Source organism: Nocardioides sp., from assembly GCF_047606145.1.
In the GTDB taxonomy this organism is placed as follows: domain Bacteria; phylum Actinomycetota; class Actinomycetes; order Propionibacteriales; family Nocardioidaceae; genus Nocardioides.
In genome coordinates, this window is record NZ_JASGET010000139.1 from 42027 (window position 1) to 56859 (window position 14833).

The 14833-nt window shown below is 71.3% G+C and carries 14 protein-coding genes; 10 read left to right on the top strand and 4 right to left on the bottom strand.

Annotated elements, in window-relative coordinates:
- Positions 1-2: 2 nt before the first annotated feature.
- Positions 3-473: a YbaK/EbsC family protein gene (locus tag QM638_RS18770; RefSeq protein WP_415144447.1), complete on the bottom strand. Its 471-nt coding sequence runs from the start codon at positions 471-473 to the stop codon at positions 3-5.
- 217 nt (positions 474-690) lie between these two features.
- On the opposite strand from QM638_RS18770, the gene QM638_RS18775 reads away from it, so the two are divergent.
- From QM638_RS18775 to QM638_RS18790, 4 genes are all read left to right on the top strand, one after another.
- On the top strand, positions 691-1194 hold the full coding sequence (locus QM638_RS18775; protein ID WP_415144449.1) for a hypothetical protein: 504 nt from the start codon (positions 691-693) through the stop codon (positions 1192-1194).
- Between the two features lie 246 nt (positions 1195-1440).
- On the top strand, positions 1441-1881 hold the full coding sequence (locus QM638_RS18780) for an SAV_6107 family HEPN domain-containing protein (protein ID WP_415144451.1): 441 nt from the start codon (positions 1441-1443) through the stop codon (positions 1879-1881).
- Positions 1882-1987: 106 nt separating this feature from the next.
- On the top strand, positions 1988-2698 hold the full coding sequence (locus QM638_RS18785; RefSeq protein WP_415144453.1) for a methyltransferase: 711 nt from the start codon (positions 1988-1990) through the stop codon (positions 2696-2698).
- A 102-nt stretch (positions 2699-2800) separates the two neighbouring features.
- A complete protein-coding gene (locus tag QM638_RS18790) occupies positions 2801-3166 on the top strand; it encodes a DUF3040 domain-containing protein (protein WP_415144455.1) in 366 nt (121 codons plus the stop codon).
- Positions 3167-3337: 171 nt separating this feature from the next.
- Here QM638_RS18790 and QM638_RS18795 read toward each other — a convergent pair whose 3' ends face one another.
- Genes QM638_RS18795 through QM638_RS18805 form a run of 3 tightly spaced genes read right to left on the bottom strand, consistent with a single transcriptional unit; the run spans position 3338 to position 8018 of the window.
- Complete coding sequence (locus QM638_RS18795) at positions 3338-5665, bottom strand: transglutaminaseTgpA domain-containing protein (RefSeq protein ID WP_415144457.1); 2328 nt, start codon at positions 5663-5665, stop codon at positions 3338-3340.
- Entirely contained in the window at positions 5662-7020 is a 1359-nt protein-coding gene (locus QM638_RS18800) for a DUF58 domain-containing protein (RefSeq protein ID WP_415144459.1), read from the bottom strand. Before QM638_RS18800 ends, QM638_RS18795 begins: the two co-directional genes overlap by 4 nt.
- A 14-nt stretch (positions 7021-7034) precedes the next feature.
- Positions 7035-8018: an AAA family ATPase gene (locus QM638_RS18805; protein WP_415144461.1), complete on the bottom strand. Its 984-nt coding sequence runs from the start codon at positions 8016-8018 to the stop codon at positions 7035-7037.
- 423 nt (positions 8019-8441) lie between these two features.
- Between QM638_RS18805 and mraZ the strand changes: the two genes are divergently transcribed.
- The 6 genes from mraZ (at position 8442) to QM638_RS18835 (ending at position 14822) form a co-directional block, all read left to right on the top strand.
- Entirely contained in the window at positions 8442-8858 is a 417-nt protein-coding gene (gene mraZ / locus QM638_RS18810) for a division/cell wall cluster transcriptional repressor MraZ (protein ID WP_415144463.1), read from the top strand.
- Between the two features lie 223 nt (positions 8859-9081).
- Positions 9082-10080 (top strand): 16S rRNA (cytosine(1402)-N(4))-methyltransferase RsmH, encoded by a 999-nt coding sequence (gene rsmH / locus QM638_RS18815; RefSeq protein ID WP_415144465.1) that lies wholly within the window; start codon positions 9082-9084, stop codon positions 10078-10080.
- Positions 10077-10580 (top strand): hypothetical protein, encoded by a 504-nt coding sequence (locus QM638_RS18820; RefSeq protein WP_415144467.1) that lies wholly within the window; start codon positions 10077-10079, stop codon positions 10578-10580. The genes rsmH and QM638_RS18820 overlap by 4 nt, the downstream gene beginning before the upstream one ends.
- Before the next feature lie 152 nt (positions 10581-10732).
- Positions 10733-12520 (top strand): peptidoglycan D,D-transpeptidase FtsI family protein, encoded by a 1788-nt coding sequence (locus QM638_RS18825; RefSeq protein WP_415144469.1) that lies wholly within the window; start codon positions 10733-10735, stop codon positions 12518-12520.
- 73 nt (positions 12521-12593) lie between these two features.
- On the top strand, positions 12594-13022 hold the full coding sequence (locus tag QM638_RS18830; RefSeq protein ID WP_415144471.1) for a MarR family transcriptional regulator: 429 nt from the start codon (positions 12594-12596) through the stop codon (positions 13020-13022).
- A 63-nt stretch (positions 13023-13085) separates the two neighbouring features.
- Positions 13086-14822, top strand: coding sequence for an MFS transporter (locus QM638_RS18835; protein WP_415144472.1), 1737 nt, complete (start codon positions 13086-13088; stop codon positions 14820-14822).
- The last annotated feature ends 11 nt before the right edge of the window (positions 14823-14833 follow it).

A 14833-nucleotide genomic window follows, 5' to 3' on the forward strand; every position in this document is an offset into this window, starting at 1 on the left:
GGCTAGACCACGTCGAGCTCGGTGGCGCCGGTCAGCGCGGTCAGCTCGGTGAACGTGGTGGAGAAGACCGCGGCCGGATGGCCGGCGGCCGCCCAGAGCTCGGGGTACCGGCGCAGCCAGCTGTCCAGATAGGTGGGCACCGGGGTCGGGTGGCCGATCGGCGAGACCCCGCCGATGACCTGTCCGGTGTGCGCCCGGACGAAGTCGGGGGAGGCCCGCGTCAGCCGCGGTACGCCGATGGCGGCGGCCGCCGTACCCACGTCGACCCGATGCGCCCCCGAGGTCAGGATCAGCACCGGTGCGCCCTCGGCCTCGAAGAGCAGGCTGTTGGCGATCGCCCCCACCTCGCAGCCGAGCGCGTCGGCGGCGAGTGCGGCGGTGTGCACCGAGTCAGGCAGAATGACGATGCGTCCGGTCCCGCCGCGCTCGGCGTGGGCCGCGCGGAATCTGGCCACGGAGGGATGCTCGTCCATGGCCCGACCCTAGCGGTGGGGCGCGGATCGTTCGGGCGCGGACTGAGAGGCAGGGATGAGGCGAATGACACGCGGCGACGTCGAACCGGGGGCCACTGTCCCGGTGACCCCGGTCGCCGGAGCGGCTGCGTCCACCGAGGTCGTCGGGTCCGCTGGGTCCGCTGGGACCGCTGGGACCGCTGGGACCGCCGACCGTCCGGCCACTCTGGTGTGGAGCATGCGACTGCTCGGTGTGCTGATCGCGCTCGGCGCGGTGGTGACGCTGGTGATCGTGCTGCGAGTCGACGACCTGGTGCGCACCTGGGCCGAGGGCAGCACCGCGGCACGCCGCATCCTGGACACCTACGGCCTGCACTTCCTCAAGGACCCGCCGAAGTTCTGGCCCGGCACCAACGCGGAGTACACCGGCGCGCGAGCGCCCCGGATCGTGCCGGTCGCCGTCACCCTCTACGTCGTGCTCGCCGGTCTGTACGCCGTGCTCGCCGTCTTCGTACGCAACGGCTACGAGTCGGCACGGATCAGCTTCACCGCGCTGGTCCTGTTCGCCTGTGTGGCGGCGATCGGTGGGATGGCACGTGACCTGCCGGCGTTGATCGTCGTGCTCGGCGCCGTCGAGGTCGCCGTGGCGGTCGCGATGCTGGTCCTGCTGTGGCTGCCGGCCAGCACCCGATTCTTCCATCCGGGACCGGTCGAGCCGGCGAGTGTCCCGTCGGTCGAGTAGCGAGCGCCAGCGAGAAGGCCGTCGGCCGGGTAGCGAGCCGAGCGTCTCGAGACCCTCCTCCGCACCGGTGGCCCGGCCATGGCGGCGTACCCCGGGCTGGTACGACGGCTCGGGTCCGTACGGGTTGAGCCGCCCGGCGGATGGGTGTAGCGTCTTGGATAGAACATATGTTCGAACAGTGCCGAGATGACCACGCCGAGACGACTGCCCCGACCGATGGGTCGAGTGAGCCGGAAGGAACAGCGCATGCACGCCCTGCCCGCGACCACCCACTCCTATCTGCAGCGCTCGGCGGCGTCGCTCGCCGAGGCGATCTCCGAGCCGGACGTGCCCCACCGGTATGCGTTCGCCCACGTCGCGGCGCTGCGGGCCGCAGCCGCGTTGATCGCGGCCCGCGCGACGCCGGTCGCCGCCACGCGACGGCGGCCACAGCGCAACGCCTGGGTGCTGTTGGCCGAGCTCGCCCCGGAGCTCGGCGAGTGGGCGAGCTTCTTCGCGGCCGGGGCGGACAAGCGGGCCGCCGCTGAGGCCGGGCTCTCCCGGGCCGTCACCGAGCGTGAGGCCGACGATCTGATCCGCGACGCCGACCGCTTCCTCGCGGTGGTCGAGAGCAGCCTCGGGCTGGTGCCGCACGACTCCGCCCGGACCCAGCCGCTGGCCGCCGAGCCGGCCCGCCGCGCCGGCTGAGCCCGCGGTGGTGGTTCGAGCTCGGTGGGTGGGCGGATCCCATTAGGCTGAGGCCATGCCAGGGACAACAGTGGGGCCCGCTCGACACTCCGGTGGTGCGCCTTCGGTGCGACGCGCCAACGCTCGGTCCGCCGTGGTCTGGGAGGACCTCGATCCGCTGCTCACCGATGGGCAGCGGCTCGAGGTGCTCGACATCGGCGGCGGCACCGGCGTCTCCGCCGTGCGGATCGCGGAGCTCGGCCACCGGGTCTCGGTCATCGACCCGAGCCCGGACGCGCTCGCCGCGCTCGCCCGCCGGGCCCGAGAGGCCGACGTCGAGGTGACGGCGCACCAGGGCGACCTGGCCCTGCTGGGGGACGCCGTCGCCGCCGGGGACATCGCGCCGGTGGACCTGGTGTTGTGCCATGGCGTGCTCGAGGTGGTCTCCGACACCGCCGCCGCACTGACCGGCATCCGCGATGCGCTTCGCCCCTCGGGCGCGCTGAGCCTGCTGGTCGGCCAGCGCAGCGCCGCGGTGCTGGCTCGGGCGATGGCCGGACACTTCGGCCAGGCCCGTGACCTGCTCGACGACACCTCCGCGCTCGGCCGCTCCGGGCGTCGGTTCACCGTCGACGAGGTCACCTCCGCGGTCCGGTCGGCCGGTCTGGAGGTGCACAGCGTGCACGGGGTCCGGGTCTTCACCGATCTGGTGCCCGGGTCGCTGCTCGACCTGGAGCCGGGTGCCGCGTCGGCGCTGGTGGATCTCGAGCTCGCGGTGGCGGCCAGGAGCGACTACCTGCCGATGGCCACCCAGCTCCACCTGATCGCCACCCGCTGAATCCGGGGACGCGGCGCGACCGGATCATTTTCGGCCGCGCCCTACCGTCCGCGACGTGTGCTGCCTATCCTTAGAGGCATCCCCACGTAACCGGGAGGAACGGTGCCACTCTCCGAGGAGGAGCTGCGAGCGCTCGAGCAGATGGAGCGCGCGCTCTCGCTCGAGGACCCCAAGTTCGTCTCCACGCTTCGTGGGACGAGGTTGCGGCAGGCACAGCAGCTCCGTGCGGTCGCCTCGGGACTGTGCTTCCTCGCCGGCGTCGCGCTGCTGATGGTGGGCGTCATCACCACCTACTGGGTCATCGGCGTGGTGGGCTTCCTGGTCATGCTGGCCTCGGCGAGCGCCGCCATCTCGGCGACCAGCGGCGCACACGTCAGCCCGCCGCTGGACGGCGAGGACGGCCATGGCTCGGTGTCGAGCCGCAGCGACCGATGGCGTCGCCGTCACCACGACGACCAGGAGTGGTGACCCGGATCGATCCGCGGGTGACCCGGGGACCCCGGTGGGCCGAGCCGTTCCTGGTGTCCCTCTCCCGCTGATGCGTCCCCGCGACCGGGTGGACGGCCGCGTCGTGGTCGTGGGCTCCGCCCAGCGGTCCATCAGGTCCATCAAGAGGCCGGGTCAAGGGCTGGGGGCCGGTCAACGGATGTGGTCGACCAGCTCCGAGGTCTCGCTCGGTGGGGCCGTCACCGTCGGCCGCCGGCGACGCGTGGTCGAGCGGGGCCACACCGCCGCGCGTCGACGCACCCCGGGGCCGGCGATGGAGCTCAGCTCGGCGATCACCATCGCCGCTTCGTCGCCGACCGACTCCTGGCTCGGCGTGCGCGCGTAGCGGTTGCGCTCCACGGCCGTGACCACGCGACCCAGCGCCTCCTTCGACTCGGCCGAGACCAGCTGGTCGGCCAGCACCGAGCCGATCTCGCGCGGTGAGCGCTCCGGTGGCCAGGGGACGTCCAGGTCCAGCGCGGTGTCCTGCAGCTCGGCCCAGGCCTGGTCGGGGTCGCCACCCAGCCGGCGGCGCCGGCGCCGGCGCCGTACCAGACCGGGGAGGGCCAGCGCGACCGCGATCGCCAGTCCCGCGGCGGCGAGGACCGGTGCGAGCCAGCCAGCCGACCCGCTCGACGACCCGGTCGTGGTGGCCGTGTCGGGGGTCGGGGTGGGAGTCGGCGAGGTGCTCTTCCGGCTCTCCGGCTGGTTGGCCTGATCGTCCTGGGTCGGCCCGCTCTGCTCGGTGCCGCCATCCCCGCTCGTGGAGTCGTCGGTCAACACGCCACTGGTGTAGCTCGGCGCGGTGGTGTCGGCCGCGGCCGGCGTCGGCTCGAAGCTGACCCAGCCGACGCCGGAGAAGTACAGCTCCGGCCAGGCGTGCATGTCCTCGCCGCGGAACACCCAGTCGCCGTCGGCGGTCTTCTCGCCGTGCAGGAATCCGACCGCGACCCGTGCCGGGATGCCCAGCGAGCGGGCCATCGCCGCCATCGCGGTGGCGAACTGCTGGCAGTAGCCGATCTTCTGGTCGGTGATGAAGTGCAGCAGGTCGTTGCCGCTGGTGCCGCCCGGCCGGCGCAGGCTGTAGGTGAAGCCGCCGGTGTCGCGGAACCAGTTCTGCAGCGCGACGGCCTTCTCGAACGGAGTGAACGCCTCGGCGGTCACCCGGGTCGCGATCCGGCCGACCTGGTCCGGCACGTCCGGCAGCGCGGTCAGCTGGGAGGAGAGCCCGCCGCTGCCGTAGCCCGCCGCGAGCAGCTGTTCCTTGGTCGGGGTGAGCGGTGCCGAGGTCGCGGTCCACCGTTCGCCGGCCGTGTTCAGGTTGCCGTCCCGGTCGGCCGCCAGGAAGTCCTGCGTGCTGGAGTCGTAGCGCCACTCGCCGTCGGCATCGATCCGGGTGGTGTAGACGAACGTCGGCAGCCAGCGGGACTCGAAGTCGTTGCTGGCGGTGAAGGTGTAGGTGGTCGAGTCGCCGAGCATCTTCTTGTCGCCGTTCGGCGGGCTGAACCTGGCGTGTCCGGTGTTGCTCGCCGGGATCCGGCGGTTGCCCGGGGTCCACTCGTTGCCGTTGAACGAGGTGAGGGTGGCGATCCGGAGGTACGACGGGGTGACGTCTGCCCCCGAGGTCCGGGTGAGGGTCATCAGCACCTTCGGGGACTGACTGCGCAGGTCGTCGTACATGCCCACGGTGGGGTTGCTGACCCGGATCGGCCCGGAGCCGTTGCCACCCGGGCCGAGGCCGGTCAGGTCGAGATCGAGGGTGGGGATGAAGACCGGTACGACGAGCGCGAGCGCGGTCGCGGCCACCCCGATCGCTCCGGGGCCGGTGTCCCAGAAGCCGTGCGGTCGGGCATCGCCGTCGGCCGTCATGCCGGTGCTCGCACCCGGGTCGAGCCGGCGGCCCCAGTGGGCCAACCGGTCGGCCTGGTGCAGGGTGAGCAGGACGAGATAGGCGGCGGCGGTCAGCACGAAGACCCACCAGGCGATGCCGCTGTCGGCGAGCCCGAAGGTGACCGCGAAGCAGGTCAGTGCGACCAACCCGACCAGCGGCGGCCGACGCCGTGAGCACCACTCCGCGAGCAGCACGGCGAGGGTGCCGCCGTAGATCAGATACGGTCCGATCCCGCCGCTGACCTGCATCGGCAGGTCATAGCGGTAGGCCTCGTCGTAGGCGTGGTTGAGGACCAGGACGAGGTGGTCGCGTTGAGCGGCGGTCACCGGGACCAGGAAGCCGTAACAGGCCAGGTTGGCGAGCAGGGCCGCGACCAGCAGTTGGACGAGCGCCACCATCGCCCACGGCATCCGGGCGGCCCGGCCGAGCACGCCGAGCAGGATGACCGCCAGGCCGATGCCGATGACCGCGGGGAAGAACCCGTTCGGGTCACCCGCGAAGCTGCGCCAGCCGAGCAGTGCCATCGCGACGGTGGCCAGGGAGGCGACCGAGATCGCGACCCGACGCCCGCGGGCGGTCGAGACGCTCATCGGGTCGCCTCCGCCGGCCGGGCGGGCGGCGTCCCACCATCACGTGCACCATCACGTGCACCGTCTTGCACACCGTCCCGGGTGGCGCCGCGTTCTCCGCGAGTGGCGAGCGAGATCCAGGCGGCGTCGAGTGAGTCGGCGGGCCCCAGGCCGATCGCCTTCCAGCCCTTCAGCTGAGTGAGGCGGGGAGAGTCCTCGGGACGGCCTCTGCGCGGGGCGGTGGCACCGATCATGCCGGCCGCATGGCTACCCGGACCATCCCAGGCGGAGACGTCCAGCACGAACGCGAACGCGGCGCCGGCCTGATGCCGGACGCGGCGCAACACGCCGAGATCGCTGTCGTCGACTGCCCCCAGGACCGCCACCGTCAGTCCGCTCTGACCGGCCTCGCCGAGCCAGGAGTCGTCGATCGCGGTGGCCGGCGTCGCGGCCAGGACGGCCAGGGTGTCGAGCAACGTGACCGCGTCCAGCTCGCGCGCGTGCCACGCTCCGCTGATCTGTCCCGACGAGGTGGTCAGCCGCACCGAGAAGCCACGCTGGCTCAGGTGGGTGGCGATCGAGGCGGCGGTGGAGACGGCGGCCTCGAACGAGGAGGCGGAGCCGTGGCCACGGTGGGCGATCTCGCGGTTGTCGATGAAGACCGTGGCGCGAGCCTGCCAGGGCTGCTCCTCGCGGCGCACCATCAGCTCCCCGACCCGCGCGGAGCTGTGCCAGTGCACCCGCCGCAGGTCGTCGCCGCGGCGATACTCCCGGACCGTGACGTCCTCGGCGCTGCCACCGGAGAACGCCCGTGGTCTGCTGTCGCCCGATGCGGTGGCGCTGCCGGACAGGTTGACCGGCGAGAGCGGCACGGTTCGAGGCGTGACGGTCAACGCGGAGCTGGTCTGGAACGATCTGCCGAGCTCGACCAGGCCGAACGGATCGGCCACGGTGACCCGCATCGGACCGATCTGGAACCTGCCGCGCAGATCCGAGCGCAGCCGGTAGCGCACCCGGCGTCGCCAACCGTGCCCGATCCGGTCCACCACGAACCGCGGCCGGCTACCGAGGGTGTAGGGCACCTGCTCCTCGAGCATCAGCGTGCCGGTCGGGATCCAGCCTTCGTTGACGATCGTCACCTCGACCGTCGTCGGTTGGCCGATCTCGACATGGTCGGGCTCGACCACCCGCACCAGCGAGACCCGGTAACGCCCGCGCCCGACCACCATCGCGGTGACCAGAGGCAGCGCGATCAGCAGGACGCCGACGCGCAGCAGCGACCGCTGGTCGATGATGATCGCGCAGACCAGCGCGGTGACTCCGGCGCCGAGGAAGGCGCGCCCGCGGATGGTCAGCCCGGAGAGTGCCTCGCGCATCGGTTCACCTTCCGCTAGGTGGTGGCCGGCACCGGGATGCCGGCCACCACGGCGGCGAGCAGGTCGGCGACGGAGCGCCCGCTCAGCGCTGCCTGGGTGGAGGGAAGCAGTCGATGGGCGAGGACCGGGACCGCCAGCCGGCGTACGTCGTCGGGCAGGACGAAGTCCCGGCCCTGCAGCGCGGCCGAGGCCTTGGCGGCCCGCAGCAGGTGCAGACTGGCGCGGGGTGAGGCGCCGAGTGCGAACTCGGTGGTCGCCCTGGTCGCCGAGGTGAGCCCGACCGTGTAGGTGCGCACCGCATCGGCGACGTAGACCTGGTTGACGATGTCGATCAGCTTGCGGATCTCGGTCCCGTCGGTGACCGGCTCGAGGTCGTCGAGCGGGTTGGTGCCGGTGTGGTTGGCGAGCATCGCGATCTCGGAGGAGTGCTGCGGGTAGCCCACCGAGACCCGCGCCATGAACCGGTCCCGCTGCGCCTCCGGCAGCGCGTAGGTCCCCTCCATCTCGATCGGGTTCTGGGTCGCGATCACCATGAACGGGGAGTCGAGCTGATAGGTCACGTTGTCGACCGTGACCTGGCGCTCCTCCATGCACTCCAGGAGCGCGGACTGGGTCTTGGGGGAGGCACGGTTGATCTCGTCGCCGACCACGATGTTGGCGAAGACGCCGCCCGGTCGGAACTCGAACTCCCGGCTGTTCTGGTTGAACACCGAGACGCCGGTGACGTCGGAGGGCAGCAGATCCGGGGTGAACTGGATGCGACGCACCGAGCAGTCGATCGAGCGTGCCAGCGCCTTGCTCAGCTGGGTCTTGCCGACCCCCGGCACATCCTCGATCAGCAGGTGCCCCTCGGCCAGCAGCACCACCAGCGCGGAGAAGACGACGTCCGGCTTGCCTTCGATGACCCGCTCGATGTTGGCGCGGATCTGTCCGGCGACCCGAGCCACCGTCTCCAGGTCTGCTCCACCGCCACCCGCGTGCGTCGACGTCGTCGTCACCCCGTGTCCTTCCCGTCCCAGCTAGATCCCACCGTACGGCGTCCGTGGTCACCGCGTCTCGTGGCAGCCGAATCGGTCCTCCGGACGGTCGAGTAGGTCGTACGCACAGCCGAGTAGGTCGTCCGGACAGCCGAGTGGTGAGTTGGGTCGTACCTCGGTCCGAACACGCCACTCGCCTGTTCCCAGGACCGACTCGCCTGTTCCCGAGACCGACTCGACCGTCCTGGGGACCGACTCGACCGTTCCCGAGACCGACTCGACCGTCCTGGGGACCGACTCGACCGTTCCCGAGACCGACTCGCCTGTTCTAGGGGCGGATTCGGCCGGTGAGTGGGTACTTGTGGTTGACGGTGGGGGAAAGTGGGGTACTGTGGGGCAAAGTGGAGGAGGATCCCACCGATCGGTCGACGTGGAGGCGCCCGCATGTTCTTCATGGGCACGTACACGCCGAAGCTCGACGAGAAGGGGCGGCTCTTCCTCCCGGCGAAGTTCAGGGAACGACTGGCGGAAGGGGTCGTCGTGACACAGGGTCAGGAGAACTGCCTGGTCGTGTGGCCCGAGGACGTCTTCATGACCGAGGCCCAACGGGCGCAGCAGACGCCGCTGACCTCGCGAGGCGCTCGCGACTACGCACGTGTGCTGTTCGCCGGCGCGGAGCAGTCCTCGCCGGACAAGCAGGGTCGGATCGTGATCCCGCCCCTGCTGCGGGCCTACGCCGGCATCACCAAGGACGTGGTGGTGATCGGCGTGATGGACCGGATCGAGATCTGGGAGCCGGATCGCTGGACGGAGTACTCCACCGGTGCTCAGGCGAAGTTCGCCGAACTCGACGAGGACTGAGCAGCACCCTCGCCCGGCGAGACACGAAGTGAAAAGCGGATCCGCAGGACGAGGTCTCAGTCCCGCTCTCAAGCCCTTCCGGAGCAACTTCCCCGGTTCCGGACGGGTCGCGGGAGCGGGCGTGAGACCTGGCTCTGCGGATCCGTTGCATTGTCCGAGACACCACTAGTCACTTCAGTCACATCAGTCACACGCGCAGATCAGCAACACCACAGCCGCACCGATGGGGGTCGACACCGTGGCAGGCCAGCAGCACGTTCCGGTCATGCTGGACCGGGTCGTCGAGCTGCTGGCTCCCGCCCTGGACCGCCGGGGCGCCGTCCTGGTCGACGGCACCACCGGCCATGGCGGCCACGCCGAGGCGGTGCTGTCCCGGCTGCCCGGGGCGCGAGTGATCGGCATCGACCGGGACACCACGGCGCTGGCCCTGGCGGGGGAGCGGCTCGCCCCCTTCGGCGAGCGGTGGGTCGGCGTACACGCGACCTACGACGACATCGCCGCCGTCCTGGCCGGACAGGGCCTCGCCCCGACCGGCGGCGCCGACGCCGTGCTGCTCGACCTGGGCGTCTCCTCGATGCAGCTCGACCAGCGCGAGCGCGGGTTCGCCTACGCCGAGGACGCCCCGCTGGACATGCGGATGGACGCCTCCACCGGCCGGACCGCGGCCGACGTGCTCAACACCTACGCCGTCGCCGAGCTGGCCCGGGTGCTGCGTGAGTACGGCGAGGAGAGGTTCGCCACGAAGATCGCCGCGGCCGTCGTACACCGCCGCGAGCGACAGCCGTTCACCACCAGTGCGGCGCTGGTGGAGCTGCTCTACGCCGAGATCCCGGCGCCGGCGCGCCGTACCGGCGGCCACCCGGCCAAGCGCACCTTCCAGGCGTTGCGGATGGAGGTCAACGACGAGCTCGGTGGTCTGCGCCGCGCGCTGCCGGCGGCCCTGGACGCGGTCGGCGTCGGTGGCCGAGTGGTGGTGGAGTCCTATCACTCGCTCGAGGACCGGATGGTCAAGCGCGGCTTCGCCGCGGCGACGGCCGTGGCCGCCCCACCCGACCTGCCCTTCGTGCCTGCCGAGGCCGAGCCCGACTTCCGCTCGCTCACTCGCGGCGCGGAACAGGCCCCGGAGACCGAACGCCTCGTCAACCCGCGCGCCGCCTCGGTGCGGCTGCGCGCCGTCATGCGCGTCAAGCAGTCCAGCCCCGGCAAGGAGAACCGACCATGAGCAGCTCCGCGGCACCCAAGATCCGCACCACCGCGCTACGGAATCGTCTCCAGCCGTTGCTGGACGGGGTGGCGCTCCAACGGGCCTGGCTGCGGGTCGTCCCCGACCAGCGCCGGGCGGCGTCCCGGTTGCCGTTCGTGGTGCTGGTCAGCCTGCTGTTGGTCGGTGGCGTGGTCGGCCTGTTGATGTTCAACACCTCCATGCAGCAGGCGGCGTTCGCGGAGCAGCGACTGCAGGACCAGGCGACCAATCTCGCCGCCCAGCAGGCGAGCCTCGACAGCGAGCTGGAGGCGCTGCAGGATCCGCAGACGATCGCGGCCAAGGCGCAGAAGCTCGGGATGGTCATCCCCGGCACGCCCGCCTTCCTCAGCGTCCCGAGCGGGAAGGTGACGGGGGAGGCGACGGCGGCCGATCGGGACGCGACGCCGCCGCTGTACCCACACATCACCAAGCCGCGCGGTGCCGCCACGACCAAGTCGAGCACCCTGAAGACCCGCTGAGTTCTCCCGCCGGTGACCGACACGCCCGCCCGCCAGCCGGGTGCGGGTGGTGCGACGCGATAGACAAGTACCAGCAGTCACAGGGCTCGCTCCTGTCACTGACCACCAGCGCAGCGACGGCTGCCGACATGCCATGCCGGGAGAGGTGACCTGTGGCCCGAACCACCCAGCCGAAGGGTCCCGTCGGTGGATCGCGGTCGACCCGGGGACGGGTGCATCTGCGCCTGCGGATCGGCTTCGTGGTGATCGCGATGGTCCTCTCCGTGTTCGGCGCCCGGCTGGTGCAGCTGCAGGGCTTCGACCCGAACTCGTACGCCGCCGCGGCGGCCGCCGAGAACGAGGTCGACGTCACGCTGCCGGCCGAGCGGGGTGAGATCACCGACCGCAACGGCCAACCGCTGGCCGACTCGGCCGACGGGCTGGCCGTCATCGCCGACCCGACGCTCACCGAGCAGCATGCCGCCGCGCTGGCCACGCTGCTCACCCGGCGACTCGACCTCGACTACGCCACCGTGCTCGCCGCGCTGCGCAAGAAGGACACCCGCTTCTCCTATGTCGCCCGGCAGGTGCCGGCGGCCAAGGCGAACGCGGCGCTGCAGGCGGCGGAGAACAAGGGCTTCGACGGACTCACCACCGAGCGCGACCCGATCCGGGAGTACCCGGGTGGCGACGTCGCCGCCAACGTGGTCGGCTTCATGGGCACCGACGGACCGCTGGCGGGGCTGGAGATGTCGTTCAACTCCGAGCTCGCCGGCGTCGACGGGCATGCGACCTACGAGTACGACAGCGGCTCCGGTGGCGCCCGCATCCCGCTCGGCAAGTCGACCCGCAAGGATCCGGTCAACGGCACCGACATCACGCTGACCATCGACCAGGAACTGCAGTGGTACGTGCAGCGCACGTTGATGAAGGCGGTCCAGTCCTCCGGCGCCGAGTCCGCCTCGGCGGTCGTGATGGACACCAAGACCGGCGAGATCCTCAGCCTCGCGGACTATCCGACCTACGACGCCAACGACCCGGGCGCCAGCGCTCGCAAGTACCGCGGCGCGCCCTCGGTCTCCGACCCCTACGAGCCGGGGTCGGTGCAGAAGGTCCTCACCCTCTCCGCGCTGATCGACGCCGGCAAGGTGAGCGACAAGACCCGCCTGACCGTCCCGGGCTCCTACCAGAGTGGCGACTCGGCCATCCACGACTGGTGGAGCCACGGCGACATCCGGCTGACCCTGGCCGGCGTGATCGCGCAGTCCTCCAACATCGGCACGGTGCTGGCGTCCAACAAGTTCAAGCAGGGCCAGCTCCGGAAGTACCTGGTCAAGTTCGGTCTCGGCCAGAAGACGAACATCGGCCTGGACGGTGAGTCGGCCGGCCTGCTGACCTCCAAGGCGGACTGGACGGCCGCCGACGAGGACCGCATCGACTTCGGTCAGTCGGTCGCCGTCAACGTGGTCCAGGAGGCTGCCGCCATCAACGCGGTCGCCAACGGCGGCGTCCGGGTGGACCCGAGCCTGGTCATCGGCAAGGCCACCACCGACAGCGGCCAGACCGTCGGCACCGACACCACCACCCGGCGGCGAGTGGTGAGCAAGAAGGCCGCCCACCAGATGGAGCTGATGATGCAGCGGGTCGTCGACCCCGTGGCCGGGACCGCACCCGGCGCGGCGGTCAAGGGCTATCTGGTGGCGGGCAAGACCGGCACGGCGCAGCGGGTCAACACCGACTGCGGCTGCTACGACGGGACCTTCGACGTGTCCTTCGCGGGCTTCGCGCCGGCTGACAACCCCCGGTTCACCGTGTACGTCGTGGTGCACAACCCGCGCAACGGCGGTGGCGGCGGCTCGGTGGCCGGCCCGGTCTTCTCCAAGGTGATGGGCTTCGCGCTGCGGCGCTACGGCGTCGAGCCGACCAACACCGCCGCCTCGACCCTGCCCACCACCTGGTGACCGACCCCGCCGGGTCCGCGGCGGGTTGCGTTACATAAGCTCGTTATGTTATAACGAACTTATGCAACAAGCGGTGTCGCGCCAGGTCGAGGCGCGCGAGCTGAGCGCGGTGATCGAGCGGCTGGTGCGGTTCGTCCGCGAGCTGACCCTCGGCACGGAGCTGTCGCCCACGGCCGCGGCGGTGCTCAGCCGGTTGCGCCGGCTCGGGCCCCAGCGACTGACCGAGCTGGCCCGCGCCGAGGGCGTCTCCCAGCCGGCGATGACGCAGTTGGTCACCCGGCTCGAGCGCGACCGGCTCGTCCGTCGCCAGGCGAGCGAGGGCGATCGGCGAGGGGTCGAGGTGGCGATCTGCGATCGCGGCGTCGAGCTGTTCGACCGGCGTCGCAGCCAGCGAGTGGCCGAGATCGCCCGGCTGCTCGACGGGCTCTCCGCCGAGGACCGCGCCGCACTCGCCGCCGCCCTCCCCGCCCTCGACCGACTGCTCGACAGCGCGCTCGACTGAGAACGTGCGCCTCGACCCGGTGCGGTCGACCACGCTCCACGACTACAGAAGAAGGATCCGCACATGAGTGCATCACACGGCGCCACCGCGTCGCCGTTCAATCAGCCACGAGCGGTGTGGGCGGTAGCGTTCGCCTGCGTCATCTCGTTCATGGGGATCGGGCTGGTTGACCCGATCCTGCCCTCGCTGCGGGAGAGCCTCGGCGCCTCGCCGTCCCAGATCTCGCTGCTGTTCACCAGCTATCTGGTCGTGACGGCGGTGATGATGCTGGTGGTCGGCTGGTTCTCCAGCCGGGTCGGCCCCAAGGCGACGCTGGCCATCGGCTTGGTCCTGATCGTCGTCTTCGCCGCGCTGGCGGGCGCCTCCAACAGCATCGGCGGCATCGTCGGCTTCCGGGCCGGCTGGGGCGTCGGCAACGCGCTGTTCATCTCCACCAGTCTGGCGGTCATCGTCGCCTCGGCGACCGGCGGCTTCGCCGGCGCCATCATCCTCTACGAGACCGCGCTCGGCGTCGGGATCGCCGTCGGCCCGCTCCTCGGTGGCCTGCTCGGCAACATCAGCTGGCGCGGCCCGTTCTTCGGGGTCTCGGTGCTGATGGCGATCGCGATGATCGCGACGCTGCTCTTCGTCCCGTCCATGCCCAAGCCGAAGAAGAAGACCGAGCTGCTCGCGCCGATCAAGGCGCTGCGCCACCGTGGGCTGCTGATCATGGGGATCATGGCCCTGCTCTACAACTGGGGCTTCTTCACCCTGCTCGGCTACGCGCCCTACCCGATGAACCTCGACGCGATCCAGCTCGGCCTGGTCTTCACCGGCTGGGGCGCGCTGGTCGCCCTCTTCTCGGTCTGGGTCGCACCCCGGCTGCAGGCCCGGTTCGGCACCGTCAAGGTGCTCTACGCCAACATGGCCTACCTGGCCGCGCTGATGGTGGTCATCGCGGTCGGCTCCGGTACGCCGGCCGTCGTGATCGTCGCCGTCATCGCCTCGGGTGCCGGCATCGGCCTGAACAACACCCTCACCACCCAGGCGGTGATGCTGGTCGCCCCGGTCGAGCGCTCGGTCGCCTCCTCCGCGTACGGCTTCGTCCGGTTCATCGGCGGCGGCCTGGCGCCGTTCGTCGCCGGCAAGATCGCCGAGGGGATCGGCAGCGCCGCCGACCCGGCCTACGGTCCGCCGTTCTTCCTGGGCGCCTTCGCGTTCGTGCTCGCCATCGTGGTGCTCGCCTCGGGGGCCAAGCTGGTCACGGCCGCGGAGAAGCAGCTCGACGAGCCCGAGAAGGTGACCCCGACCCTCGAGCCGGTGGGCGTCGCGGTGGGCGCCGCGGCTCGCCCGATCGTGGTGGCCGTGGGTGCCCTGACCGACGCCGGCAGCGTGGTCGGCCAGGCGGCCGAGCTGGCCACCCGCGAGCAGGCGGCCCTGGAGATCGTGCACGTGCGCCAGACCGAGGTGATCGAGGACCTGGCCATCGACGCCGAGGACGCCGAGAGCGCCCGGGCCGCCGTGCGCGCCCACCTGGACCGGCTGGCGAAGATCGGCGTCCAGGCCAGCGGCGTCGTGGTGCACAGCGTGGGCGACCACGCCAGCATCGGTCATGCGATCGCCGACCACGCCCGCGCGGTGGACGCGCGCGCGATCGCGCTGGGTCGCTCCAGTCGGGGCGCGCTCGCCCAGTTCGCGGACGGCAGCATCACCTCCACCCTCGCTCAGCAGGCCGAACGTCCGGTGCTGCTCCTGGTCCCCGGCGAGGAGCCGGCGGACATCTCCGGCAGCGCCCTGGCCGAGCTCCGCAAGAACGCCTGACGAGAACGCCC